Raw genomic sequence first — 21,866 nt, 5'->3', positions numbered from 1 at the left:
CCGTCAGCGGAGGTGGGTCGCGATCTTCGCCAGATCGTTGACGAAACGGCCGCGTTCGACGGCCGCATCCTCCCTGTCTCGGATCCGCAGAAGATAGGAGGGATGGATCGTCACCAGAACCGGGTAACCGCCGGGGGTGGCGATGAGATCGCCACGGTTTTTCGTCACCGCGACACTTCGCCCAAGCAGTGCCATCAGCGCCGTCGCGCCGAGCGCGACGACGAGATCGGGGTGAAGATGGTCTAGCTCGGCCCCCAGCCACCAGGCGCAGCGCTGGATCTCGCCTGCATTGGGCCGAGAATGCATGCGTCGCTTGCCGCGCTGCTCAAACTTGAAGTGCTTGACCGCATTGGTGAGATAGCAGCTCGAACGGTCGATACCGGCTTCATGGAGGCATTCGTTCAGGATTCGTCCGGCCGGGCCGACGAAGGGGCGGCCGGCGAGATCCTCGCGGTCGCCCGGCTGTTCGCCAACAAGGACGACGCGGGCGTCGGCTGGTCCCTCGCTGAACACGAGCTGTGTTGCGTTCTTGTAGAGATCGCAGCGCTCGCAGCCTTCTGCTTGCCGCCGCAGCGCGGCAATGGATGGCGCTTCGGCGTGCTCACCGGAGAGTGCAGGACCTATTTTGGCCAGTTTCTGCGGCATCTGTCGCCGAGGACCATTCCTCGTTCCCATGAATTTTTTGTCGCCGCGTTTCTAACCATGAGACCGGTGGCATGTTCCGCGATGCCGGAAGCATTCCTCTATCCCCTTCTGACGGCGGCAATGATAGCCGGACCCGGCAGTTCGTCTGGCACCGTCTCGCCTGGTGATATCCCACTCATGAATATCGGCCGACCGTGTATCGCCGGAATAGGGCCTGGTTCCGTCGAAAGATTGATCCGGAGTTCCAGGGAAGCATCCCCGAACAACCAGTCTGCCGCGACAATGCCGTCCTGCGTCGGAAATACACGGTAGCCGGACAGGCCGGGATCGATCAGAAGGGGCACGATATGCTGCTGTCGGACATCAACAAGGTCGCGCATGAAGGCGATGTGCCGTTTGCCCGCCGCGCTCGCTGCACGTTGCCACCGCAGTTTCGAATCGAAAAACGCCTGCACGTGGAGCGGGTCGGGCAAATCCTCCACTGTTTTGCCTTGCGGAATGCCGCCGAAATTCTCCGCCTCCTCCCGACGCCCCAAGCGGATAGCCTTGCCGATCTCGCCCCGAAAATCGGAGAAAAAAAGAAATGGTTGGCTCTCGCCGTATTCATCACCCATGAAGATGAGCGGGATCTGCGGAACGAGCATCAGCATTGCCGTCATCACCCGCATTGTCGCCTCATCGACAAGCGTGGCGAGGCGATCGCCGAAAGCGCGGTTTCCCACCTGGTCGTGGTTTTGCAGGAAGTTGACGCGCGCCTGCGGAGAAACGCGAGCATTGGTCCGCAGCGGTAAGATTTCCATGCCCCTTGCCGGCGAGGCAAAACCTTTCGTCATCGCGTCGCGGAGCTTTCGCCATGGATCGTCGGCGAAAGGGCGATAGTGGCCATTGATTTCTCCGGTTGCAACGACGTGCAGCGCGTTGTGGAAATCATCGTTCCATCCCGCCGTGAAGAGTTCGGCTTTCCCGGTTGCGCTGCGTCCAACCAGGCTCCTGCGGCGGTCGGCATCTTCGACGACCAGATGGATTTCGCGGCCAGCAAAGGTCTCCCGCAATTCGCGCGCCAGTGCGATGAGAAAGTGCGGGTGTGTGCTATCCCTGATCTGTTCGGTCGCATCGAAGCGCAGCCCGTCAAACCGGAAGTCGCCTAGCCAGCAGAGCGCGTTCTCAATGAAATAACGCCGCACCGCGTGCTGCTCGAAGGCGATTGAAGCCCCCCATGGGGTCGGCCGATCTTTATTGAAAAAGCCGGCTGCATAGCGGGGCAGGGCATTTCCCTCCGGCCCGAAGTGATTGTAGACGACGTCGAGCAGCACCATGATGCCGAGAGCATGCGCCGTATCCACGAGCGCTTTGAGATCGTCCGGCGTTCCGTAGATCTGATGCGGCGCATAGTGCAGCACGCCGTCATACCCCCAGCCACGGGAACCATGAAATTGCGCGACCGGCATGATCTCGATAGCGGTTATCCCGGCATCCGCGAGATGAGGCAGGCGCTCGACCGCGGCGCGAAACGTGCCTTCCGGTGTGAAGGTTCCGACATGCAACTCGTAGATGACCGCTTCCTCCCATGGGCGACCGCGCCAGGAGGTTGTTTTCCACCGATAGGCCGATTGATCGACGATAATCGAGGGCCCGTCGACATCACCCTCCTGAGCGCAGGACGCGGGGTCGGCGACCGCCGTCCCGTCGGAAAGCTGAAACCAATAACGATCCCCGGCCCGTGCCTCGGCCGTAACTTCAAACCACCCGCCTTCAAGCCGCCGCATCTCGTGCGCGGCCCCATTGAGGATGACGCGAACGATCTTTTCGTCGGGCGCCCACAAACGGAACTCGGCGGCGGCGGCGGACGTCAGATGGGCTCCCCAGCTCTTCCTGAAACGTTCGGGCATTTGTCTTCCTTGCATCTTGTCCTCGACCTCGGCGTGAGAGACGGGAACTTGCTGGTCGCCCGGAAAGTTCCGCGGCTTGTTCCTCGCCCAAAGCGGTCGGCAGGAACAAATTGCCGCCTTTCTGCGTTGCACCATCGCTTTCAACCCGGAATGTCTACGGAGGAAAGCAGTCTCCGCAAGCATACGGATTGACGTCCAACGATTGCCGGAGACGGGGGCCCCAAGGAAAGCACCGCCCTTTAGCAAACGCCCTGGCGGGGTCGTGGCCCTCCCCGTAAGGGCGGCAGGAGGCGTAACGACAAGGATGAACGTTTCTTTCTCGGAACTGGATTTTCTGAAACCCGAACTCGGCGCGGGATATACCGGGCAGGGCACGCATTTCGCCGTCTTCTCGGCGCATGCCGAGAAGATCGAGCTATGCCTTTTCTCCGAAGATGGCAGCAAGGAAACGGCCCGCCTGCCGCTGCCGAAGCGCGAGGGCGACATCTGGTCCGGGTACATCGAAGGCTTAGGGCCCGGCACCGTCTACGGCTATCGCGCCTACGGCCCCTATGACCCGCATAACGGGCATCGGTTCAATCCGAACAAGCTTCTGCTAGATCCATATGCAAAACAGGTCGCCGGAGAAATTCTCTGGGACGATGCGCTGTTCGGCTACACCATAGGTCGCCCAGACGGCGATCTTTCCTTCGACGAGCGCGACAGCGCACCCTTCATGGTCAAGGGCGTTATTCAGGATCCCGCTTTCGACTGGGATGGCGAGGAGGCGATCCGCCGTCCCTGGACGGAAACGATCATCTACGAAACCCATGTCCGCGGCATGACCATGACCCATCCAGCGGTGCCTGACGAATTGCGCGGGACGTTACTAGGCATGGCCAGCGACCCGATCATCGATCACCTTGTGAAGCTTGGCATTTCCGCGATAGAGCTGCTGCCGATCCAGTATTTCGTCGACGACCGCTATTTGGTCGAGCGAAATCTCAGGAACTATTGGGGCTATCAGACACTTGGCTTCTTCGCGCCGCAATCGCGCTATCTGAAAAACGGCGGCATCACCGAGTTCAAGACGATGGTCAAGAGGTTCCATGCCGCCGGCATCGAGGTTCTGATGGACGTCGTCTACAACCATACGGCCGAAGGCTCCGAGCGGGGGCCGACCTTGAGCTTCCGCGGTCTCGACAATCTCAGCTACTACCGCCAGTCACCCGAAAAGCCGCGCCACACCTACGACACGACAGGCACCGGAAACACGCTCAACGTTGCCCATCCCATGGTGTTGCGCATGGTGCTTGACAGTCTCCGTTATTGGGTGGGTGTGATGCATATCGACGGGTTCCGCTTCGATCTCGCAAGCACGCTCGGTCGCGAATACATGGAGTTCGACCGGGAAGGCGGTTTCTTTGACGCGATCCGACAAGATCCCGTCCTTGCCGGGGTCAAACTCATCGCCGAACCCTGGGATATCGGCGAAGGCGGATATCAGCTCGGCGGCTTCCCACCCCCGTTCCGCGAATGGAACGACCAGTTTCGTGACGATGTCCGCCGTTTCTGGAAGAGGGACGGCGGCATGGTCCCGACGCTTACCGAGCGGCTCGTCGGCTCTCCGGTGCAGTTCAATCATTCGGACCGGGCCGCAACCTCATCGATCAATCTCGTGAGTGCGCATGACGGGTTCACGCTGATGGATACCGTCTCCTACAACGAGAAGCACAACGAGGCGAATGGTGAGGACAATCGCGACGGGCACCCGGAAAACCATTCCGACAATATGGGTGCCGAGGGTGCGACCGACAGCGCGGATATCAACAGCGCCCGCACGCGCCGACGCTGCGCTCTGTTCGCCACCCTGATGGTAAGCCAGGGCGTGCCGATGATTCTCGGCGGTGACGAGCTGGGCAACAGCCAGACGGGCAACAACAATGCCTATTGCCAGGATAACGAGATCGGCTGGCTCGATTGGGGCAGCGCGAGCGATGCTTTCCTGGATTTCTGCCGGAAGATGATCGCCTTCCGGAAGGAGCATCCCGCCCTGCGCCAGGAAAGATTTCTCAGCGGCGAGCCTGATGAGAGCGGCCGCGCCGAGATTGCCTGGTACAAGCCGGACGGCAGCCGCATGGACGACAATGCCTGGAGTAATGGCGAGCTGCGCCTTATAGGGGCCCACATTTGCCGGATTGCGCCTACGGGCGCTATGCCTGAGAGCGAGATGTTTCTCGTCCTTAACGCCGGCGAGGAGTGCGAAGTCGCGCTTCCAACTGGGACGGGACCATGGCAATGCGTGCTCAATACGGCGCAGGACGATGCCTTCCTCGCACGTCCCGCCAGAGATCGGGAAATGATCGCCGCCCAGAGCGTGGTGGCCTTCATTCCGCAAGGGCCGGGCGATGGTTAGCGGCACGCTCGGTCATTCGCTCGTCCGCGATATCGAGAGATCGCAGACGATAGCGGTGACCGATGTTCCGCTTGCGGAAAAGGGGCTCGTCTATGTTAGCGATACCGAGCCGGGCATCCGCCGCCAGCGCAGGGGCAAGGGTTTCATCTACCGCATGCCAGACGGCTCGATACTTACCGACCCCGCGGTAAAGGCCCGCATAGCGTCGCTGGGCCTGCCGCCAGCCTATGAGAATGTCTGGATCTGCCTGGACGAGAACGGCCACCTGCAGGCGACCGGCTACGATGCGCGAGGCCGAAAGCAATATCGCTACCACAGGGAATGGCAGGCGCTGCGAAGCGGCGACAAATTCGTTCAGTTGGTGGAATTCGGCAAGGCACTGCCGAAGATCCGCCGCACCGTACGACGCCATATGCAGGGCGATGCCGATCATATCCAGACAGTGCTCGCGGCTCTCGTGGCCTTGCTGGATGAAGCGCATTTGCGTACCGGCAGTCCGGCCTACGTTCAGGCAAATGCAAGCTATGGCGCGACGACCTTGCTCAAACGCCACCTCAAGTTGAGGGACGGCTGCATCGAACTCAAGTTTACCGGCAAGGGAGGCAAGCGCGTGCAGCGCCGCCTTCGGCACCCGAAATTGCAACAGCTGCTCGAGGAAATTGCCGATCTGCCCGGCCGACAGCTTTTCGTCTGGAAAGATGAAAGCGACACATTGCGGCCCATCGATTCAGGCCGGCTCAATCGTTATCTCGCAGAGATCGCCGGTTCTGCCATTTCCGCAAAGACATTCCGGACCTGGGCGGGCAGTGTCGCGGCCTTCACGGTTGCGCGTGCGGCGCTGGAAAAGAACGAGCGGCCGACGATCAAACAGATGTCCGAGGCGGCCGCTTCCGTCCTCCACAATACTCCGGCGATTTCCCGCGGGAGCTATATCCATCCGGATATCATCGCACTCGCCGGCGATTGCACCGTTTCGGTCAGGCAATTGCGGGCGCCCGGCTCCGCGCGCCGGGAGCTGCGTGCGGAGGAAGCGCGCATGCTCAACTTTCTTGAGCGCACGGCGCGCTTGCGAAAACGGAAGCAATGAGCGGCCGTTCCGCTTTGCGAACGAGATTGCCGAGCCGCGATGCCGCGGCCCGGCTGTCTTACAGCGCCGTGCATCTTTTCAGATGCACAAAGGGCGCTGTAACGCTTTGAATCGCCGCATGGTTTTGTCCTTAAATCGGTTCCGGTTTAAGGAACCATGCAGTAGATCAGAAGATGCGCTCTGTGCCCGTGGCGCCGGCTGTCCGGACCCGAATGTTGTTTTGCACATGGGTGACGCCGGAGACACCCTCCACGCAATCCTCGGCGCGGCGTTTGGCCCATTTCGAATCGACGAAGCCGCTGAGCTGGACCTCGCCGTTCACGACGGAGACCTCTATGTCGGAAGCATCGAGGGCGCCCTCGTCGCTGAGGCGGTCGCTGACGTCTTCCTGGATACGGCTATCGGAGCGTGTGTAGCCCTTCGGACCCTTGCCGCGAAATTGATCCATGTTGCGCCTGCGCTCGGCCTCCTCGTCACCGAACCAGGAGGCAACTTCATCGCCGGCACGTTCAAGGAAACCGCGTTCCCGCCCATAGCCTCTGGGGTAATCGCGATAGGGGTGTTGTCCACTGTAACCATAGCCGGAGCCATAGTAATCGCCGCCGGTGCGTTCGCGGTTCCAGCGGTCATAGTCATCTTCCGCTCCGCCGTACCACTCCGAGCGGCGAGGTCCTGCCGGATACATGGAACTTTCGTAGTCGGCGCCGCGCGGCTCGACGTCTTCGCCGAACCGCTGGCGACCCCGCCGCCTTTCGGATTCATAGTCATAGGGTGCGCCATACCGTTCCCGTTCGCGGGACCGGTCGTAGATTTCGTTGCGGCCAAAGCCCTTATGTCTTGGCATCGCTTCCTCCCTGGTTCCGTTTGTTCGCGTTGATCTTCGTCCAACTGCGGAGCAGCCGATCGGTTCCAGGCTTCACTCTTATCGTCCGAACCAGCGAGTTGCTCGGTGCCGGCGAAGCGGTGAAGAGGGATACGATCGGGTCTGTCCGGAACAATCCCGATCGGTCGGGATTGTCCATGCGTGCATGCCGTCCGCGTGAAATGGAGGCGAAAATGCCAAACCCCCGTCAACCGGACCCGACTCCGCAACCGCCACCGGAGCCGCCGCCCTGGTTCCCCGAACCCCCAATCGGGGAGCCGGAGCCGGACCGACTGCCGGACGAAATACCGGTTCCGAACCCCGACGAAAATCCCGAGCCGCCGAAACATGCGAGAGCGGTTCAAGGAGCAGAAATGGCCGCCGCAACCGTGGAACAAATAGGCAGTGGCCCCGTTTGAACTTTGCCATTTCGGTGTTCAGCGGCGAGGTAAGGGACATGGACAACGACAAGGAAGAGCTCATCAGGCGCAGGGCCTACGCGATCTGGGAACAGGAAGGCCGACCGGAGGGTCAGCACGCGCGACACTGGGAACAGGCGTCGCGGGAAATGCAGGGAGAAAACAATTCAGCTTCCGACAATTCAGCTTCCGATCGCGGCGAGAATATCGAGAGCGAGGGGGCAACACATGCAACCTCCATTCCCGTAACGCCTGCTTCGGAAAGAAAGCCGTAAAGCCGGATCGGGTCGATGAGCTCTGAACATGGCGAGCTGGCAAGCGCCAACTCGCTGAAACGTCCATCGGGACGCTGGCGTACGGCGGCAAGAATGCCGATCGATCAGCGGTTCGCATCATCTACGAAGGAGCAAGACAATGCATGTATCGGAGATTATGACGAGAGACGTTCATCTCGTCAGCCCCAATGACACCATCGCAGCGGTTGCGCGGGAGATGGCAGACAACGACATCGGTTTCCTGCCGGTTGGAGACCATGACCGCCTCGTCGGCATGATTACTGACAGGGACATCGTGGTTCGCGGCGTTGCTGGCGGTCTCGATCCGCAGGCAAGGGTGTCAGACATCATGACAACCGATGTCAAATACTGCTTCGAGGACGAAGAAGTGGACGACGTAGCGCGCAATATGGGCGATGTGCAGGTTCGGCGCCTGCCAGTCGTCAATCGCGACAAGCGCTTGGTCGGCGTCGTGTCACTGGCGGACGCCGCACGCGAACAGCCAGCGGTTGCCGGCGTCGGTCTCAAGGGCATCACCACTCCAGGCGGTTCACATAATCAGACCGAAGAGAATGACTGACGCGCCTAGAAACGGAGCTATCCGTCGTCCCATCGGACCTGCTGCACGTTTCCCTAAGTCGGAACCGATTTAAGGGTAAAAACAGCAGCAATTCAAAGTGCTACAGCGACCGTTGTGCGTCTGAAAAGACGCACGGCGCTGTAGTGTCAGATGGGACGATGTACTCTGTTAAGGTTGGTCGGGGGAGGGGAGAATGAATTCGCGCGAGGCTCTGACCAGAGCCATCCAAATCGCCTCGGTTGCGCATCGCGATCAGACCGACAAGACTGGCTTACCTTTTATCCGACACTGTGAACGGGTTGCCGGAGGGGTTGAAGGCGACGCAGGAAAGACACTCGCCTACCTTCATGACGTGGTGGAAAAGGCGCCCGATTGGAGCTTGTCCCGGCTGGCCGAAGAAGGGTTCTCCGCCGGCATCGTGGCCGCGGTCGAGGCGATGACACGTCGTGAAGGCGAGGACGATAGCGGCTTTGTTCGCCGTGCTGCGTCCAATCAGCTCGCCCGACTGGTAAAGCGCGCTGACCTTGAAGACAATCTACACCAACTGCAAAGCGTGGGCGGGGACGCTTCGAAGTACCGGCGCGGACTCGACATCCTTCGGGATGAATTTGGCTGCGCCTAATCCCACCGCATCGAGTCTGCCCTTCGCTCCCCTTGCGAAAGCGGAACAAAAGGTTCCGCCGTACCGTTTTCAAAAAGCGAGTGTTTCAGGAGAAAGCTGCCGCGTCTCGGTGCGGCAAGGAGTGCGAAAAATGCAACAGAAACAAGGCACTGGAACTCCACAAGAAGACGGCCGCAGGCCGGGAGAGGCTGCTGTGCCGACGCGCAAATCGCCGGCGTCCGATCGCTCTGAAAGGCCGCAACAAGCCTGGAGGGCTGCCGAGCTCGGCTTGCCCGAAGAGGAAGACAAAGCGTCGCTCGGGGATCACGTCGCCGATGCGTCGGATGCGGGCGCAGCGGCGGCGGATATTGGCCCGGCAAGCGAAGCATCGGCGGATCCCGCGCAACCGCCGCCTCAGGATTATGGTCGGAGCCGCGAGAAGTTCGAGGCTGGACGCGCGCCCGCAGCCGGCAGCTCCGTCCATGGAATGGCCGAGGACAGTGATCTCTCCGATGACGGGACGGGCGGCGAAATGTGGAACCGCGCCCTTGGCGAAAACACCAACGCCGGCATGCTTCGCTTTCTCGGGGCAATAGCGCTTTTCATTCTCGTCGCGGCGTCGCTGTTTTGGTTTATCGCCGGCTGATCCAAATTTCCGATTTCGCGACGATCGAAGTTGAGTGAGACGGTCAGTCGCAGCCAACAAGCGGAGAAGGCCAAATGTCGTTCCTGCGAGATAACGGATTGTCTATTACGCTTTCTTTGATGACCGCCGCTACGATTGCGGGCATGCTCGTCGCCGGCGTGGAAACCTTCAATCACGAAGCATCATTGCATAATGGTTCCCCCGTAACCCTCGTCGATTACGTCTTTTCCGGCCATTTCCTTTCGGCTCTCTTTGAAAACTGGGAAAGCGAGTTCCTGCAGATGACTGCGTACGTCTGCCTGACGGCGTTCCTCTATCAGCGCGGCTCCGCCGAATCGAAGGACCCCGACGCCGGCGATACGGAAGTCGACGAAGGCCCGCGCCACCGGAAGGAAGACCCCGCGGTGCCGTGGCCGATCCGCCGAGGTCGCCTGGTGCGGACGCTCTATTCCTATTCGTTGGCCATCGTCCTTGCCGCTCTTTTCGTTTTATCTTTCGTTCTGCATCTTTATGGAAGTGCCGCTGCGGCCAACCTTGAAGCCATGCGCCACGGCGAGCCGTCCTTCGACATCTGGACACGACTGGCAGATTCGGAATTCTGGTTCGAATGCTTCCAGAACTGGCAGTCGGAATTTCTCTCGACCTTGGTGCTTGTCGTACTTTCCATTTTCCTGCGCTTCCGCGGATCACCGGAGTCAAAGCCGGTTGCTGCTCCTACCGCGCAAACCGGAAAGTAGTCGGGTTCAACAGGTATTCGCCACGACTGTGGCAAGGGCAGCTTTAAGGGCCGCGGGAGCTGCCAAAGATCTCTTCCCGCGGCCTGGACGCTACCGTACGTTGCCGCAGTCTGTTCTCCCGACGGCCGTCGGCTCCATGGGAACAGCGCGCCCGAATATCGCTATTCCTTTTTGATCCCTATTGCTTCGCTCCTGGATCGTCGTTTGCCTCTTTTCTCCGCAAACCGCGACCCGCAGCTTCGCGCTGTCCCGGCCGCATCGATGCAAAATCGGCAAAACGGAATGCAAGGCCAGAAAACACGAGCTCTCGCCAGTGAGCCAGCGTGCCGGCAATCGAACGCATCTGCATCTCCTTGCGTTTGCGAGCCTCACGCGAGATAGGCCAGTCCTATGCCGACGCCGGTGACGAGAGTTCCGACGATGCGAAGTGCCGCCGTGGCGACGCCGCTATATCGAAGCAGAGCCCATCGTGCGGCAATGCCGATCGCGTGCAGGATCGCCGTACCGCAGACGAAACCGAGGACATAGCCGAATGGGGCGGCTGCCGACCCCTCGACCCCGTGGGCAAAGCCATGAAAGAAGGCGAAGGCGGCGGTTCCAGCGACGACAAGGGTGACAGGCACATTCGCGTTCACGATCAGGGTTGCGCCAAAAGCGATGACTGAAGCGAGAATAGCCGTTTCGGTCAGTGGCATGTTCATGCCGGTCTTGGCCATTACAGCGCCGAACACCATGGCGGAGACGAAAGCAAGCGGCAGCCGCCAGAGCGCGGGGCCACCCAGGCGCGCGGCAATCAGCCCGACGGCCACCATGGCGACGAGGTGATCAAGGCCGGAGAAGGGGTGGAGGAAGCCGCTTGCCGCTCCGTGGACATGGTCGCCGCCGGTATGCGCCAGAGCCTGGCCGGGAACGGTGGCGACAACGGCTGCAAGCGTGGTGAGATTTCTGAGGTTCATGATGTGGCCCCTTCTGGGAAAGAGAATTCATTCGGTTGGTTCGATGTCGAAATGCGAGGCGTCGGTTCGGTCCTCCAGCTTGCGAGCCTCGGCGAAGGAAAGCCGGAGGGTCGAGCGGCCGTCATGATAGAGGAAGCCGAGGTCGTGGCGCCGCGAGGTCATGCGTGAGGGAAGCGGATCGTAGCGGACGCCCGTTCCGCCCAGCAGCGGCACGACCGCGCCGACGTCCGTGCGATCTGCGACTTCGACGCACAGCAGGTGCAGCGCTTTCCCCGAGCCATCAAGGCCGACAAAGGGGATGCCCGAGAGCCGCAGGAAACTGGTCCTGTCGGTCGCGCGGGCGAAGTTCTCGACGAAGCTCGCTTCGACAAGGTCGAGATCGCGTTGAAGCGGCAGCGACAAGTCCTCGCTTTCCGGTCGGTGCGGCACCTGCCATTGCAGTGTGCCGCGCTGCCGGTTATGGCCGGGACCGCCGTGTTGGTGGTGGTCATGATCGTCGCCGTGATCGTGATCATGACGAGAGTGATGGTTGTGATGATGTCCGCCGTGCATCGCCGCCTCCTCAGAAGCTTACCGGCTTATCGATAAGGTGCTTGTGCGCGCCGAGCTTGCCGTGCGCCACCATGGAACCGAGCGCCTCCACCACGACGCGCACGCCGAAAAGCGCGGTGATGTCCGAGGTGTCGTAGGGGGGGCTCACTTCCACCACTTCGAGCCCGCAGAGCCCCTCCGCCGCGACCAAACCCAGGATCTTCAGCGCCTCGCGCGGCAGGAAGCCGCCCGGTTCCGGCCAGCCAGTGCCGGGAACGAAGCCGCAATCGATGCTGTCGACGTCGAAGGAAATATAGACGGCGTCAGCATCCTTCCAGGCGAGTTCCAGTGCGATCTCCGCGGTCTTCTCCGGCCCCAGTTTCTCGATGTCGTCGATCGTCAGCACATTGGTGCCGCGCTCGCGCGCCACCTTCACGCCGTCGCGCGGCACCTGCCAGCCGCCGATGCCGAGCTGGACGAGATTCTTCGGCGAGACATTCGGCAGGTTCGTCGCCCAGAACCAGGGCGTGGTGTGCATGCGCTCATCGAGATCCCTTTCCTGGATGTCGATATGGCGGTCGAAATGAATAATGCCGATGCGCTTCGAGGTGCATTCGGCAATGCCGCGCACGCAGGGAAAGCCGATGGAATGGTCGCCGCCGAGCATGATCGGCAGCGCCCCGGAAGAAAAGACGTGGCTGACGCCGCGGGTGATCTGATCGAAGCTTTTTTCGAGATTGGCCGGAATGGTGAAGACATCGCCGGCATCGCAAAGCGTCATCTGCTCGCGCAGGTCGACGCCCATTTCGTAGTTGTAGGGCGTGTAGAGCGCTGAAATGCGGCGGATGCCCTGCGGCCCGAAGCGCGTCCCCGGACGATAGGTGGTACCGCTGTCGAAGGGGATGCCGAGGACGGCCGCGTCATATTTGCCGACGTCGCGGACATTTTCGACATAGGGGGCCTTAAGGAAGGTGTTGATGCCGGCGAAATGCGGCAACTCGCCACGCGCGAAGGTCGGGATCGACTTATCCGTCAGGCTCTCCGATCCCGGCAGTCCCATGTCCAGAGCCCATTTCTTCTCCCGGCCCCAACCCTTGCCGGAGAGCTTCTCCTCCGCCTCGAGCGCTTTCCAGCCCTGGCTGTCGAGCATGTTGAAATCCGGGTGGTGACATTGCCCGCGAACGGGTGTGCGGATCGGGCCGGCGCGGCGGGATTGGCGGATTGGCGGTTCACGCATGGGGGCTGCTCCTTCTATCTTCCTTAGGAGGTTCTCTAGCTTTCATCGGCCTCGAAAATCCGAGTACGGGGACCGGGCCGTCGCGGCTGAGATCGAGGTCGTAAATGATGCGGGCGCCGTAGCGCTCAGGCGCCTGCGGGTCGATGCGTGGCTTATCGAAGGCGAGAAGACGCGTGCCGAGGCCGAAGGCTTCCTTGAGATCGTGGGTGATCATGATCACGGTCATGCCGAGCTCACGCCAGAGCGGCTTGATCAGCGCATGCATCTGAGCCCGTGTTCCGGGATCGAGCGCGCCGAACGGCTCGTCGAGCAGCAGCACCTTGGGCTTCCTCGCCAGTGCCTGGGCGATCGCCAGGCGCTGCTGCTGCCCTCCGGACAGGGCGCTCGGAAATTTCTGCGCATGTTCGCCGAGCCCAACTGCCTCGACGAGCGCCTGCGCCTTTTCGACGGCCGCCTTCTTCCGCGTTCCAAACAGCTTGGCGGTGATCGGGCTTTCGGCGAACTCAAAGGCGATCAGCACGTTCTGGAGCACGTTCAGGTGCGGAAAGACGGAATAACGCTGGAAGACGACGCCGCGATCCGGACCCGGCTCGTGCGGAAGTGCCGCTCCATCGAGCGTGATGGTGCCGCGTGTCGGCCGTTCCTGCCCAAGGATCATCCGGAGAAAGGTGGATTTGCCGCAGCCCGAAGGCCCGACTACGGAGACGAAGGCGCCGGAAGCGATGTCGAGGGCGATGTTTTCGAGCACGATCTGATCGCCATATTCCATCCAGACGTTGTGGACGCGGATGTCACTCATCAGCGTGCCTCCTGACCATAGGCCCAGGGAAAACCGCGGCGGGCGATCCGAGCCAGCAGCCAGTCGAACAGGTAGGCGAGGAGGGTAATCCAGGCGACGTATGGCAGGATCACATCCATCGCGAGGTAGCGTCGGACGAGGAAAATGCGGTAGCCAAGGCCGCTTTCGGCAGCGATCGCTTCCGCTGAAATGAGGAAGAGGAAGGCCGGACCGAGCGAGAGCCTCAGCGCTTCGATGAGCCGCGGCATGGTCTGCGGCAGCGCCACGCGCAGCATTATTTGCCATGTGGAAGCGCCAAGCGTTTGCGCCTTGACCATCTGCTCTCGCGGGATGGCAGCGACGGTCATGGCGAGGTCGCGGACAAGAAAAGGCGTGATGCCGATCACGATCAGCACGACCTTGGAGAGTTCGCCCAATCCGAAGACAATGAAAAGGACCGGCAGGATTGCCATCGGCGGTATCATCGAGACGACGGCAACGAGCGGCGATAGTCCGGCACTTGCCATAGGCAGCAAGCCGAGCGCCAGTCCGAGCACAAGGCCGATGCTGGCGGCAGCGCCGAGCCCCATAGCCAATCTCCGGAGGCTGGCCGCCGTGTCCGACCAGAGGGTCAGGTTGCCGGATCGCCGATCAGGTTCGCTCGCGAGCCGGCTGACACTTGTCGCCATCTGGGCGATCGGCGGCAAAAGCTTGTCGCCCGGATTGGCAGCCTGGCGCTCCGCCGAGGCGACGACATAAAGGCAGGCGATCAACAGAAAGGGCAGAAAGGCGAGCAGGATACGCGTTCCCGATCCCGGGACGATGTTGATGGCGCGTCGCATGAGCCAGTTCCCAATCTTGGAGAGAAACCTCGGGCGAAGATCAGGCGAGGCAGCACCAGTTGTGCGCCCCGCGACTGAAAGATCAGAGCGAGCCTTCGGCGGCAAGCCTCATGTACCTGGCGTCGAAGCGCAACTTCACATTGTCGGCGGAGCCCAGCACCCGTTCGCCCGGAAAAGCGATGCCGACGACGTCCTTGTCCGCCGCCCCGTCGCCAAGCAGACCGTGATCGAAGGAGAAGGTCCGCACGAGATCCATGGTCTTGACGAGATCCTCGCTCTCGGTGAAGGCGACGGCCTCCTGTGGCGTCGAAAACAGCTTCGTGGCCGCAAGCTGGGCGTCGAAACCGGCGAGGTCGGTGCCTGACATCGAGCCCATGGCGGCACGCGCCGTTTTGCCTTTTTCGCCCGGATCCATCAGGACCGACATGGTCTCGTACCAGATGCCGGCAATGGCCTTGCCGAAGTCGGGATTGTCCGACAGCACCTCAGTGTTGACCATCAAGGTGTCGATGATCTCTCCGGGAATTTTAGTGGAGTCGAACAGCGGAACGGAACCGGGTTCCGCATTGACTTCGGCCAATAGCGGGTTCCAGGTCACCACGGTCGAAGTCTCCGGAGATTTGAAAGCGGCGACGATGTCGGCATCGGACGTATTGACGATCGTCACGTCCTTTTCCGCCAGACCGACGCTATCGAGCGCCCGGGCGAGCAGGTAATGCGAGACGGACAGTTCGACGAGATTGATCGTCTGGCCCTTCAGCTCCGCAGCCGTCTTTGCCGTCTTGGAAACAATGCCGTCATTACCGTTCGAAAAGTCACCGACGATCAGAATTGTCGTGTCGACGCCGCCCGCTGCGGGGATGGTCAGGCCATCCATGTTCGTCGCCGTCACCCCGTCGAAGCTGCCGGCGGTGTATTGATTGATCGACTCGACGTAGTCATTGATCTGTTTGACGTTGATGGTGATGCCGTATTTATCGGCCCATTTCTTGACGATGCCGGCATCCGCGGCATAGGGCCACGGCATCCAGCCGACATAAATCGTCCAGGCGATATTGAATTCTTTCTTCGGCTCCGCCTGTGCTCGGTCCGCCAGAATCGAGAGTGAACATAGAAGACCGAGAGCCGCTGCCGACAGGGCACGAATACCGAATTTGCCATTTCCAAAACGCATCGTCTGTTCCCCTTGTTAAATTGGGGCTCACGCTGCGCTCTTAGTTCGGAAATCACGGGACGGGATTCCCAAAGCAACGATGTCGCTGCATGAGCCTCCCGGGCTTTTATCCCGCCGTGGGCCCGGTGGATGTCTCCCCACCGGGGGTCTCTCTCGGTCCAGTCATGCCCGATCCGGCATCGGAACCCTAGAAACAGGAAAAGCATACTGCGCTTTCACAGAATTATAAAGCGCAAAAGCAAAGTATAACTGCCTATTTATTATAATTTTGTGGCTATAGTTTAGTCATACTGCACGTTTATTGGTCTTTTGATTGCTTCTGGTCCGTGGCTTGAAATGTCTCAGATACGATCAACCGGGCAGGCGCGGTCGCCCTTAGAGTCCGTGCCGAAACTCCTTATTGATGGCGGGCGCCGTCTGACGAGGATCATGACGGCTGCGGCGTATAGGAAGGCCGTGGCAACTGGCCAATTTCGGCAATTTGGGTTGCGGAGTGTCGGATTCCATTTTCACCCACTCGTCTTAGCACTGAGAATGCAAAATGGCCGCTCACCCCTCAGATGAAGGAGGCTGCAGATGTCGCGAAAGATCGTAGTCACCGAATATATTTCACTGGACGGTGTCATCGAAGACCCCGTGGGAATGGAAAAATCCGGACTGGGGGACTGGACAGGTCCGTTCAACCGCGGACCGGAAGGCGACAAATTCAAGCACGACGAACTTTCTGCAAGCGATGCGATCCTTCTCGGTCGGGTAACCTACGACGCGTTCGCAGCGGTGTGGCCTGCCGTGAAGGATGACACCGGCTTTGCGGACCGCATGAATAGCCTGCCCAAATTCGTGGTCTCCAACACGCTCAAACAGGCCGAATGGGACAACACGACGATTCTCTCGGACAACCCCACCGAACAGATCAGGCATCTGAAAGAGCACTCGGGCGGTGATATCCTTGTCTATGGCAGCGCCGCACTCGTCCATTCCTTGATGCCGCATGGCCTGATCGACGAGTACAACCTAATGGTTTATCCCACTGTCCTTGGTCGAGGTAAGCGGCTGTTCCCCGATGGATATGTGTCAAAGCTGACGCTCGTGGAATGCAGACCTCTGGGCTCCGGCATTGTCCTGCTCCGATATGGATCGGAGGGCTGATCGTGAGCGGCGAAGCGCAAGGTGCTCGTCTACCAGCTGATGACTGCCAACGAGCGGTCCGGGAGATGGACGCCTAGCTCCCTCCCCCGATACATGGAACCGGAAAGATCGACCCGTTGCGGACCCCGTGGCACTTAGCGTCCGTGCTACTCAACCGTTTCGAGACGGGCTCTCAGTCCTTCCCTTCGGTTGCGCTTGATGGCGCCACTCACGATGGCGTGGAACCGGTGCGCGCGTCTTTAAGCAGCCGCCTCGAACGTTTATTTCGAGGACGCGGGTCCTCATGGAACAAAAATTCAGGATCATCGGGACCGGAGACTCACTGGTATCTATAAAATCCATAGGTTACAAGTACTATATCCCGGTTGCTTCAGGATACGAGCGGCCGGCGGGCAGGTACCGCCACCGACAAGTATTTGCCAGGAGAAGGGCGGGCCTATGATTATGCGCAGACAAACCCTCGGACTTATCGGCACGGCAGCAGCGGCGCTTGCCATGCCGAATGTTCGGACAGCCCACGCAGCCGCCACCATCCTCCGGATAGGCTGGCAGAAAAACGGCGTCCTGGCACTTGCCAAGCGCACGGGCGCAATCGAGAAACGACTAGCGGCTCGAGGCGTCTCCGTCACTTGGGCGGAGTTCACCTCGGGTCCGCCGCTGCTTGAGGCGCTTGGTCTTGGCGCTGTCGATTTCGGACCGACGGGCGACGTGCCGCCGCTCTTTGCCCAGGCTGCCGGTCGCAATCTCTTGTATGTCGGCGCCTACAGAGGTCCGTCATCCGGCTCGGCGATCCTCGTTCGAAGGGACAGCCCGATCCGTTTGCTCGAAGACCTGAAAGGCAAGCGCGTTGCCTTCAAGCGCGGTTCGAGCGCCCATAATTTCATCGTCAAGGCGCTGCGCAAGGCCGGCCTCGCCATCACGGATGTGGAAGCTGCCGATCTGCCGCCACCAGATGCCGCCGCTGCGTTCAAGACCGGGAGCATCGATGCCTGGGCGATCTGGGATCCCTACTATGCGGTCGCCGAAGCGGATCCTGAGGCTCGTGTGCTGACGACGGCGGAAGGCATCGTCGATAGCTGGAGCTTCTATTTCGGCAATGGCGCCTTCACCACCGAAAACCCGGAGATCATAGCCGACGTCGTTGACGAATTGGCGAAGACCGGGGCGCGGGCGCAGTCGCATCTCGACGAGACTATCGCTGCCCTCTCGGAGATCACCGGCGTTCCCATGGAGATTACGAAGACGATTCTCACCCGCAAGGGCGCCGATCTTGGCCGGGTCTATCCTGTGAGCGACGAAGCGGTGACCTATCAACAGGCGCTTGCCGACGAATTCTTCGGGCTCGAAATCGTGCCCAAGAAGTTGACGATCGCCGACGTCGTCTGGCGCACGAAGGCGAGTTGACCCGAGTTGCAGAAAGGACGCCATGATGACCGCAGCAAAGAACCCCATCGACTTTCTCTGGTTTATTCCGACCGCCGGCGATGGCATTTATCTCGGCTCGAATGAGCTGACGCGGGCGCCGGATCACCGCTATCTTCGCGAGATCGCCAGTGCGGTCGACCGGCTTGGCTATTCGGGCGTGCTGCTGCCCACGGGGGTTGCTTGCGAGGAATCCTTCGTGACGGCCGCGGCCCTCGCCACCCATACGGAGAGCCTGAAGTTCCTGGTGGCGATCCGGCCGGGAACCGCTTCGCCGGCTTATTATGCCCGCCTCGCGACCGCGCTCGATCGGGTTTCCGACGGCCGATTGCTTCTGAACATCGTGGTCGGAGGCAGCCCGAGCGAGCTTGCCGGCGACGGCATCTTCCTGCCGCATGACGAACGCTACGATCACGCAGAAGAATTCTTCACCGTTTGGGAGGACCTGCTTTCGAAAGGGCAGGCTGATCTTAACGGCAAGCATATCCGCGCGAAGAACGCACGCCTCGGCTTTCGGCCCACGCAATGGCCGCGCCCGCCGCTCTATTTCGGTGGCTCGTCCGATGCTGCAATCGAATTTGCGGCTGGGCGGGTCGATAAATATCTCACCTGGGGAGAGCCGCCGGCGCAGGCGAAGGAGAAAATCGATGCTGTTCGTGCCGCCGCGGCGCGAAAGGGCAGAGAGCTGTCTTTTGGCATTCGCCTGCATTTCATCGTGCGTGAGACCGACGAAGAGGCCTGGGCTGCCGCAGACAGGCTCATTTCCAGACTTTCGGACGAGACGATCCGCGAGACGCAGGCCCGCTTCGCGACCGAGTCGGACTCCGTCGGCCAGCGGCGTATGGCGGCGCTGCACAACGGGCGGCGCGATAAGCTGGAGGTCTCGCCTAATCTTTGGGCCGGGGTCGGGCTCGTGCGCGCCGGAGCAGGAACGGCACTCGTCGGTTCGCCGGAAACGGTGGCGGCGCGGTTGAGGGAATATCAGCAAATCGGCATCGAGACCGTCATCGGTTCCGGCTATCCGCACCTCGAAGAAGCATATCGGATCGCCGAGCTGCTGTTTCCGAAACTCGGTCTTGGAAAGGCCGCTAAAAACGAAAATGAACGCAGCGAATTTGGCGATTCTGCCGTTTTCGCAGGGGGCGGTCATTCCGGAGGCTTTCGCGCCGCCTCTGGCTCCTGACGTGAATATAGAAGCGAACGACGCTCGATCAGAGCTCGATCAGACGGTGTCCGTTTTTGCGGACACCGTCCACGGATTCAGAGTGCTCGGGCGACCTTAGTGCGTCTGAAAAGACGCACGGCACTGTCGCCCGATGAGCGCGACTATTGCTGCGCCGGCGCCGGGCCCTGAAGTTTTTCCTGAACTTTCTTGGCCAACGCCGGATCGTTCTGTGCGGCCTTCAGGATTGTCGTATATTCTTCGATCGATATATCCGGCGAGGCCTGCACGGCCTCGACCATTTCCTTGCTGGCTTCGGTCTGCAGCTTTTCTTTCGCTGCGGCGTCGGCCGTCGCCTGTATTTTGGCGGAATATTCCTGCCTTACCTTGTCGACCTGGAGGTAGGCCACTGCGAAGGCTTCGATCTTCTGGTCGCTGATGGCAGTGTTTGCCCCCTGGGCGTCCGGTTGCGTCTGCGTCGGCTGTGCTTCTTGCGCTTGGGCAACTTCCAGGGCGGAGGCCGGGCTGAGAGCCATCAAGCTGAAGACTGCAGCGGTCAGCGATGCAACGGTTGTATAGCGAGTGATCATATTCATTCCTCTGTGACGTGCATGACGTGATCGGCAGCAATAGCGCCTTGCTCAATCGCTCCGCCGTCGAGAGCCGCGACGGAGCAGACGTTGAGCATGTAACCCTCAGAAGTGCCTGGTGCGGCGGTAACGGGGCAATTTGCTGACCATTGAGCGGCAGCTTTATGGCTCTTGCGGAAAGCCAAGCTCAGCCCTCGGCCTGTCTTGGTCCAAAGATGGAGCCGCGGACGGTGGTATCGATCACGCTGCCGGCCGCGCTTCGCAGATTTAACAACCGTCCGGAATCAAAAGGGCGCTCAACCCTTTCGGGGAGCGCCCTTCAACCCGGAGAACGCAAACGTCGCCGGAAGAATGTCCGCGCACTTCGTTCTCGATGACGGGTAGTGACCGAGAGGTGGAGACTGCCGCCGCCGATTTCAAGGTCCGCGGCTTTCCAGTACTGCGCATCTGTTGGTCCTGACACCGCGGGTAGCACACATGGGCAGCCCTCAAATATTTGCCTATGATTTAATCGTGCTTATTGTATAATCACTTTCGTCGAAGCGATGTACCTCCTCCCACAGGACTTCGATTTTGTGAGAGACCCTTACCTCCTCCCGAGGTCGCTCACAGGATCGGCAACATTCCTCCTCCCAGGTTGCTGATCGATTTGGACAAGCCTGCCGCAACTCCTCCCGCGGCAGGCTTTTTTGTCTCTCAAAAGCTACAGCGCCGTGCGTCTTTTCAGGCGCACAAAGGTCGCTGTAGCACTTTGAATGCTGCATGTTTTTGTCCTTAAATCGGTTCCGATTTAAGGAAGCATGCAGTAGCTTCACTCAGATACCCAAATCTAGCTGTGGCTCGTGCCCCTGTTCGGTTGTTTCGAGCGATGAGAGGGTAATGCCCAACAGCCGAATGCCTTTCGTCAACGGGAACATCGGTGACAGCAATAGCGCCACGATCTCCGCAATCTCGGCAGGACTTATGATCGGCATGGAAATAGTCCTGCTGCGGGTGATCTGCACGAAATCCGAGTATTTGACCTTCAAGGTAACTGTCTTGCCGCGAAAGCCATTCGCCTCACAGTAGCGCCAGACCTTGTCCATCAGGGGCTGCAGAGCCGCTCGCGCGGTCGCGAAATCATGAATGTCTTCTCGGAACGTATCTTCAGCGCCAATCGATTTTCTGGGCCGATCCGGCTTAACCTCGCGCTCGTCGATGCCGCGTGCAATCCAGTAGAAATACGGCCCCGCCTTACCAAAATGCTGTTGCAGGTAGGCAAGATCGCGCGCCTTCAAATCAGCGCCCGTTTCTATACCAATTTTGTGCATCTTTTCTGCCGTCGCTGGGCCGACGCCATGGAACTTCTTCACGGGCAGGGTTTCGACGAAGGCGGGGCCGTTCTTCGGCGTGATCACGAAGAGCCCGTCGGGTTTTCGCTGATCGGACGCCATTTTAGCGAGGAACTTGTTGTAGGAGATGCCGGCTGAAGCGGTGAGGTTGGTTTCCGCCTTGATTTTCGCGCGGATCTCTTCTGCGATCACCGTTGCCAATTCGATGCCCTTGAGATTTTCCGTCACATCCAGGTAAGCCTCGTCCAACGAGAGAGGCTCGATCAGCGGCGTATACTGCGCGAAGATCTCGCGGATCTGCTGCGATACGGCGCGGTAGACGTCAAAGCGGTGCGGCACGAATATGAGGTCGGGGCACTTCCGCTTAGCGGTGATGGAGGGCATCGCTGAATGCACGCCGAACTTGCGCGCCTCGTAACTCGCAGCCGCGATCACGCCGCGTGCTTCCGGATAACCGACGGCGACGGGCTTGCCGCGAAGTTCCGGATTGTCCCGCTGCTCGACGGAAGCGTAGAAGGCGTCCATGTCGATATGGATGATTTTTCGCACGCGGGCGAG

The 21,866-nt window shown here is 60.4% G+C and carries 21 protein-coding genes and 1 riboswitch; of the genes, 10 read left to right on the top strand and 11 right to left on the bottom strand.

Annotation, left to right across the window (positions count from 1 at the left end):
- Positions 1-3: 3 nt before the first annotated feature.
- Complete coding sequence (locus PYH37_RS05805; RefSeq protein ID WP_280730503.1) at positions 4-645, bottom strand: UdgX family uracil-DNA binding protein; 642 nt, start codon at positions 643-645, stop codon at positions 4-6.
- Positions 646-743: 98 nt separating this feature from the next.
- On the bottom strand, positions 744-2,534 hold the full coding sequence (treZ, locus tag PYH37_RS05800) for a malto-oligosyltrehalose trehalohydrolase (protein WP_280730502.1): 1,791 nt from the start codon (positions 2,532-2,534) through the stop codon (positions 744-746).
- 304 nt (positions 2,535-2,838) lie between these two features.
- Here treZ and glgX point away from each other — a divergent pair, with 304 nt between their 5' ends.
- Together glgX and PYH37_RS05790 are read left to right on the top strand one after the other, a co-directional pair.
- Positions 2,839-4,929 carry a glycogen debranching protein GlgX gene (gene glgX / locus PYH37_RS05795; RefSeq protein ID WP_280730501.1) on the top strand — a complete coding sequence of 697 codons (2,091 nt, stop codon included), beginning with the start codon at positions 2,839-2,841 and terminating at the stop codon, positions 4,927-4,929.
- Positions 4,922-6,016, top strand: coding sequence for a DNA topoisomerase IB (locus PYH37_RS05790; RefSeq protein WP_280730500.1), 1,095 nt, complete (start codon positions 4,922-4,924; stop codon positions 6,014-6,016). Before glgX ends, PYH37_RS05790 begins: the two co-directional genes overlap by 8 nt.
- Positions 6,017-6,182: 166 nt before the next feature.
- On the opposite strand, the gene PYH37_RS05785 is transcribed toward PYH37_RS05790, so the two are convergent.
- The gene (locus PYH37_RS05785) at positions 6,183-6,860 is read right to left on the bottom strand and encodes a BON domain-containing protein (protein WP_280730499.1); all 678 of its coding nucleotides are present in this window, start codon (positions 6,858-6,860) and stop codon (positions 6,183-6,185) included.
- A gap of 475 nt (positions 6,861-7,335) precedes the next feature.
- On the opposite strand from PYH37_RS05785, the gene PYH37_RS05775 reads away from it, so the two are divergent.
- The 5 genes from PYH37_RS05775 (at position 7,336) to PYH37_RS05755 (ending at position 10,136) form a co-directional block, all read left to right on the top strand.
- Positions 7,336-7,572: a DUF2934 domain-containing protein gene (locus PYH37_RS05775; protein WP_425336036.1), complete on the top strand. Its 237-nt coding sequence runs from the start codon at positions 7,336-7,338 to the stop codon at positions 7,570-7,572.
- Positions 7,573-7,711: 139 nt separating this feature from the next.
- Complete coding sequence (locus PYH37_RS05770; RefSeq protein ID WP_280730498.1) at positions 7,712-8,152, top strand: CBS domain-containing protein; 441 nt, start codon at positions 7,712-7,714, stop codon at positions 8,150-8,152.
- A 193-nt stretch (positions 8,153-8,345) separates the two neighbouring features.
- Positions 8,346-8,774 (top strand): metal-dependent phosphohydrolase, encoded by a 429-nt coding sequence (locus PYH37_RS05765; protein ID WP_280730497.1) that lies wholly within the window; start codon positions 8,346-8,348, stop codon positions 8,772-8,774.
- A gap of 130 nt (positions 8,775-8,904) precedes the next feature.
- On the top strand, positions 8,905-9,399 hold the full coding sequence (locus PYH37_RS05760; protein WP_280730496.1) for a hypothetical protein: 495 nt from the start codon (positions 8,905-8,907) through the stop codon (positions 9,397-9,399).
- Between the two features lie 74 nt (positions 9,400-9,473).
- Entirely contained in the window at positions 9,474-10,136 is a 663-nt protein-coding gene (locus tag PYH37_RS05755) for a DUF6766 family protein (protein ID WP_280730495.1), read from the top strand.
- Between the two features lie 368 nt (positions 10,137-10,504).
- Here the strand turns inward: PYH37_RS05755 and PYH37_RS05750 are convergent, their stop codons facing one another.
- The 6 genes from PYH37_RS05750 to PYH37_RS05725 form a co-directional block, all read right to left on the bottom strand.
- Positions 10,505-11,092, bottom strand: a complete 588-nt coding sequence (locus PYH37_RS05750) for a HupE/UreJ family protein (protein ID WP_280730494.1) — start codon at positions 11,090-11,092, stop codon at positions 10,505-10,507.
- Positions 11,093-11,119: 27 nt separating this feature from the next.
- Positions 11,120-11,644 (bottom strand): hypothetical protein, encoded by a 525-nt coding sequence (locus PYH37_RS05745; protein ID WP_280730493.1) that lies wholly within the window; start codon positions 11,642-11,644, stop codon positions 11,120-11,122.
- Between the two features lie 10 nt (positions 11,645-11,654).
- Complete coding sequence (locus tag PYH37_RS05740) at positions 11,655-12,860, bottom strand: agmatinase family protein (protein ID WP_280730492.1); 1,206 nt, start codon at positions 12,858-12,860, stop codon at positions 11,655-11,657.
- Positions 12,853-13,659 (bottom strand): ABC transporter ATP-binding protein, encoded by an 807-nt coding sequence (locus tag PYH37_RS05735; RefSeq protein ID WP_280730491.1) that lies wholly within the window; start codon positions 13,657-13,659, stop codon positions 12,853-12,855. The genes PYH37_RS05740 and PYH37_RS05735 overlap by 8 nt, the downstream gene beginning before the upstream one ends.
- Positions 13,659-14,480, bottom strand: a complete 822-nt coding sequence (locus tag PYH37_RS05730) for an ABC transporter permease (protein ID WP_280730490.1) — start codon at positions 14,478-14,480, stop codon at positions 13,659-13,661. The genes PYH37_RS05735 and PYH37_RS05730 overlap by 1 nt, the downstream gene beginning before the upstream one ends.
- Before the next feature lie 82 nt (positions 14,481-14,562).
- A complete protein-coding gene (locus tag PYH37_RS05725; protein WP_280730489.1) occupies positions 14,563-15,654 on the bottom strand; it encodes a putative urea ABC transporter substrate-binding protein in 1,092 nt (363 codons plus the stop codon).
- 93 nt (positions 15,655-15,747) lie between these two features.
- A riboswitch (guanidine-I (ykkC/yxkD leader) is annotated at positions 15,748-15,856 on the bottom strand.
- 374 nt (positions 15,857-16,230) lie between these two features.
- Between PYH37_RS05725 and PYH37_RS05720 the strand changes: the two genes are divergently transcribed.
- From PYH37_RS05720 to ssuD, 3 genes are all read left to right on the top strand, one after another.
- A complete protein-coding gene (locus tag PYH37_RS05720) occupies positions 16,231-16,803 on the top strand; it encodes a dihydrofolate reductase family protein (protein WP_280730488.1) in 573 nt (190 codons plus the stop codon).
- Positions 16,804-17,241: 438 nt separating this feature from the next.
- Positions 17,242-18,207, top strand: a complete 966-nt coding sequence (locus tag PYH37_RS05715) for an aliphatic sulfonate ABC transporter substrate-binding protein (protein ID WP_280730487.1) — start codon at positions 17,242-17,244, stop codon at positions 18,205-18,207.
- A 25-nt stretch (positions 18,208-18,232) separates the two neighbouring features.
- Positions 18,233-19,408 (top strand): FMNH2-dependent alkanesulfonate monooxygenase, encoded by a 1,176-nt coding sequence (ssuD, locus tag PYH37_RS05710; protein ID WP_280732540.1) that lies wholly within the window; start codon positions 18,233-18,235, stop codon positions 19,406-19,408.
- Positions 19,409-19,551: 143 nt separating this feature from the next.
- On the opposite strand, the gene PYH37_RS05705 is transcribed toward ssuD, so the two are convergent.
- Together PYH37_RS05705 and dinB are read right to left on the bottom strand one after the other, a co-directional pair.
- Positions 19,552-19,977, bottom strand: a complete 426-nt coding sequence (locus PYH37_RS05705) for a DUF4168 domain-containing protein (RefSeq protein ID WP_280730486.1) — start codon at positions 19,975-19,977, stop codon at positions 19,552-19,554.
- 815 nt (positions 19,978-20,792) lie between these two features.
- Positions 20,793-21,857, bottom strand: coding sequence for a DNA polymerase IV (gene dinB / locus PYH37_RS05700; RefSeq protein WP_280736697.1), 1,065 nt, complete (start codon positions 21,855-21,857; stop codon positions 20,793-20,795).
- Positions 21,858-21,866: the final 9 nt, after the last annotated feature.

Origin of the sequence: Sinorhizobium numidicum (assembly GCF_029892045.1) — a bacterium.
Classification (GTDB): Bacteria; Pseudomonadota; Alphaproteobacteria; order Rhizobiales; family Rhizobiaceae; genus Sinorhizobium; species Sinorhizobium numidicum.
This window is presented reverse-complemented; position numbering and strand designations above follow the sequence as displayed.

What these genes read in the sequence shown, in the direction of transcription:
- PYH37_RS05805 (WP_280730503.1), bottom strand. Translation starts at nt 645, where the DNA reads ATGCCGCAGAAACTGGCCAAAATAGGTCCTGCACTCTCCGGTGAGCAC.
- treZ (WP_280730502.1), bottom strand. Translation starts at nt 2,534, where the DNA reads ATGCCCGAACGTTTCAGGAAGAGCTGGGGAGCCCATCTGACGTCCGCC.
- glgX (WP_280730501.1), top strand. Translation starts at nt 2,839, where the DNA reads ATGAACGTTTCTTTCTCGGAACTGGATTTTCTGAAACCCGAACTCGGC.
- PYH37_RS05790 (WP_280730500.1), top strand. Translation starts at nt 4,922, where the DNA reads ATGGTTAGCGGCACGCTCGGTCATTCGCTCGTCCGCGATATCGAGAGA.
- PYH37_RS05785 (WP_280730499.1), bottom strand. Translation starts at nt 6,860, where the DNA reads ATGCCAAGACATAAGGGCTTTGGCCGCAACGAAATCTACGACCGGTCC.
- PYH37_RS05775 (WP_425336036.1), top strand. Translation starts at nt 7,336, where the DNA reads ATGGACAACGACAAGGAAGAGCTCATCAGGCGCAGGGCCTACGCGATC.
- PYH37_RS05770 (WP_280730498.1), top strand. Translation starts at nt 7,712, where the DNA reads ATGCATGTATCGGAGATTATGACGAGAGACGTTCATCTCGTCAGCCCC.
- PYH37_RS05765 (WP_280730497.1), top strand. Translation starts at nt 8,346, where the DNA reads ATGAATTCGCGCGAGGCTCTGACCAGAGCCATCCAAATCGCCTCGGTT.
- PYH37_RS05760 (WP_280730496.1), top strand. Translation starts at nt 8,905, where the DNA reads ATGCAACAGAAACAAGGCACTGGAACTCCACAAGAAGACGGCCGCAGG.
- PYH37_RS05755 (WP_280730495.1), top strand. Translation starts at nt 9,474, where the DNA reads ATGTCGTTCCTGCGAGATAACGGATTGTCTATTACGCTTTCTTTGATG.
- PYH37_RS05750 (WP_280730494.1), bottom strand. Translation starts at nt 11,092, where the DNA reads ATGAACCTCAGAAATCTCACCACGCTTGCAGCCGTTGTCGCCACCGTT.
- PYH37_RS05745 (WP_280730493.1), bottom strand. Translation starts at nt 11,644, where the DNA reads ATGCACGGCGGACATCATCACAACCATCACTCTCGTCATGATCACGAT.
- PYH37_RS05740 (WP_280730492.1), bottom strand. Translation starts at nt 12,860, where the DNA reads ATGCGTGAACCGCCAATCCGCCAATCCCGCCGCGCCGGCCCGATCCGC.
- PYH37_RS05735 (WP_280730491.1), bottom strand. Translation starts at nt 13,659, where the DNA reads ATGAGTGACATCCGCGTCCACAACGTCTGGATGGAATATGGCGATCAG.
- PYH37_RS05730 (WP_280730490.1), bottom strand. Translation starts at nt 14,480, where the DNA reads ATGCGACGCGCCATCAACATCGTCCCGGGATCGGGAACGCGTATCCTG.
- PYH37_RS05725 (WP_280730489.1), bottom strand. Translation starts at nt 15,654, where the DNA reads ATGCGTTTTGGAAATGGCAAATTCGGTATTCGTGCCCTGTCGGCAGCG.
- PYH37_RS05720 (WP_280730488.1), top strand. Translation starts at nt 16,231, where the DNA reads ATGTCGCGAAAGATCGTAGTCACCGAATATATTTCACTGGACGGTGTC.
- PYH37_RS05715 (WP_280730487.1), top strand. Translation starts at nt 17,242, where the DNA reads ATGATTATGCGCAGACAAACCCTCGGACTTATCGGCACGGCAGCAGCG.
- ssuD (WP_280732540.1), top strand. Translation starts at nt 18,233, where the DNA reads ATGACCGCAGCAAAGAACCCCATCGACTTTCTCTGGTTTATTCCGACC.
- PYH37_RS05705 (WP_280730486.1), bottom strand. Translation starts at nt 19,977, where the DNA reads ATGATCACTCGCTATACAACCGTTGCATCGCTGACCGCTGCAGTCTTC.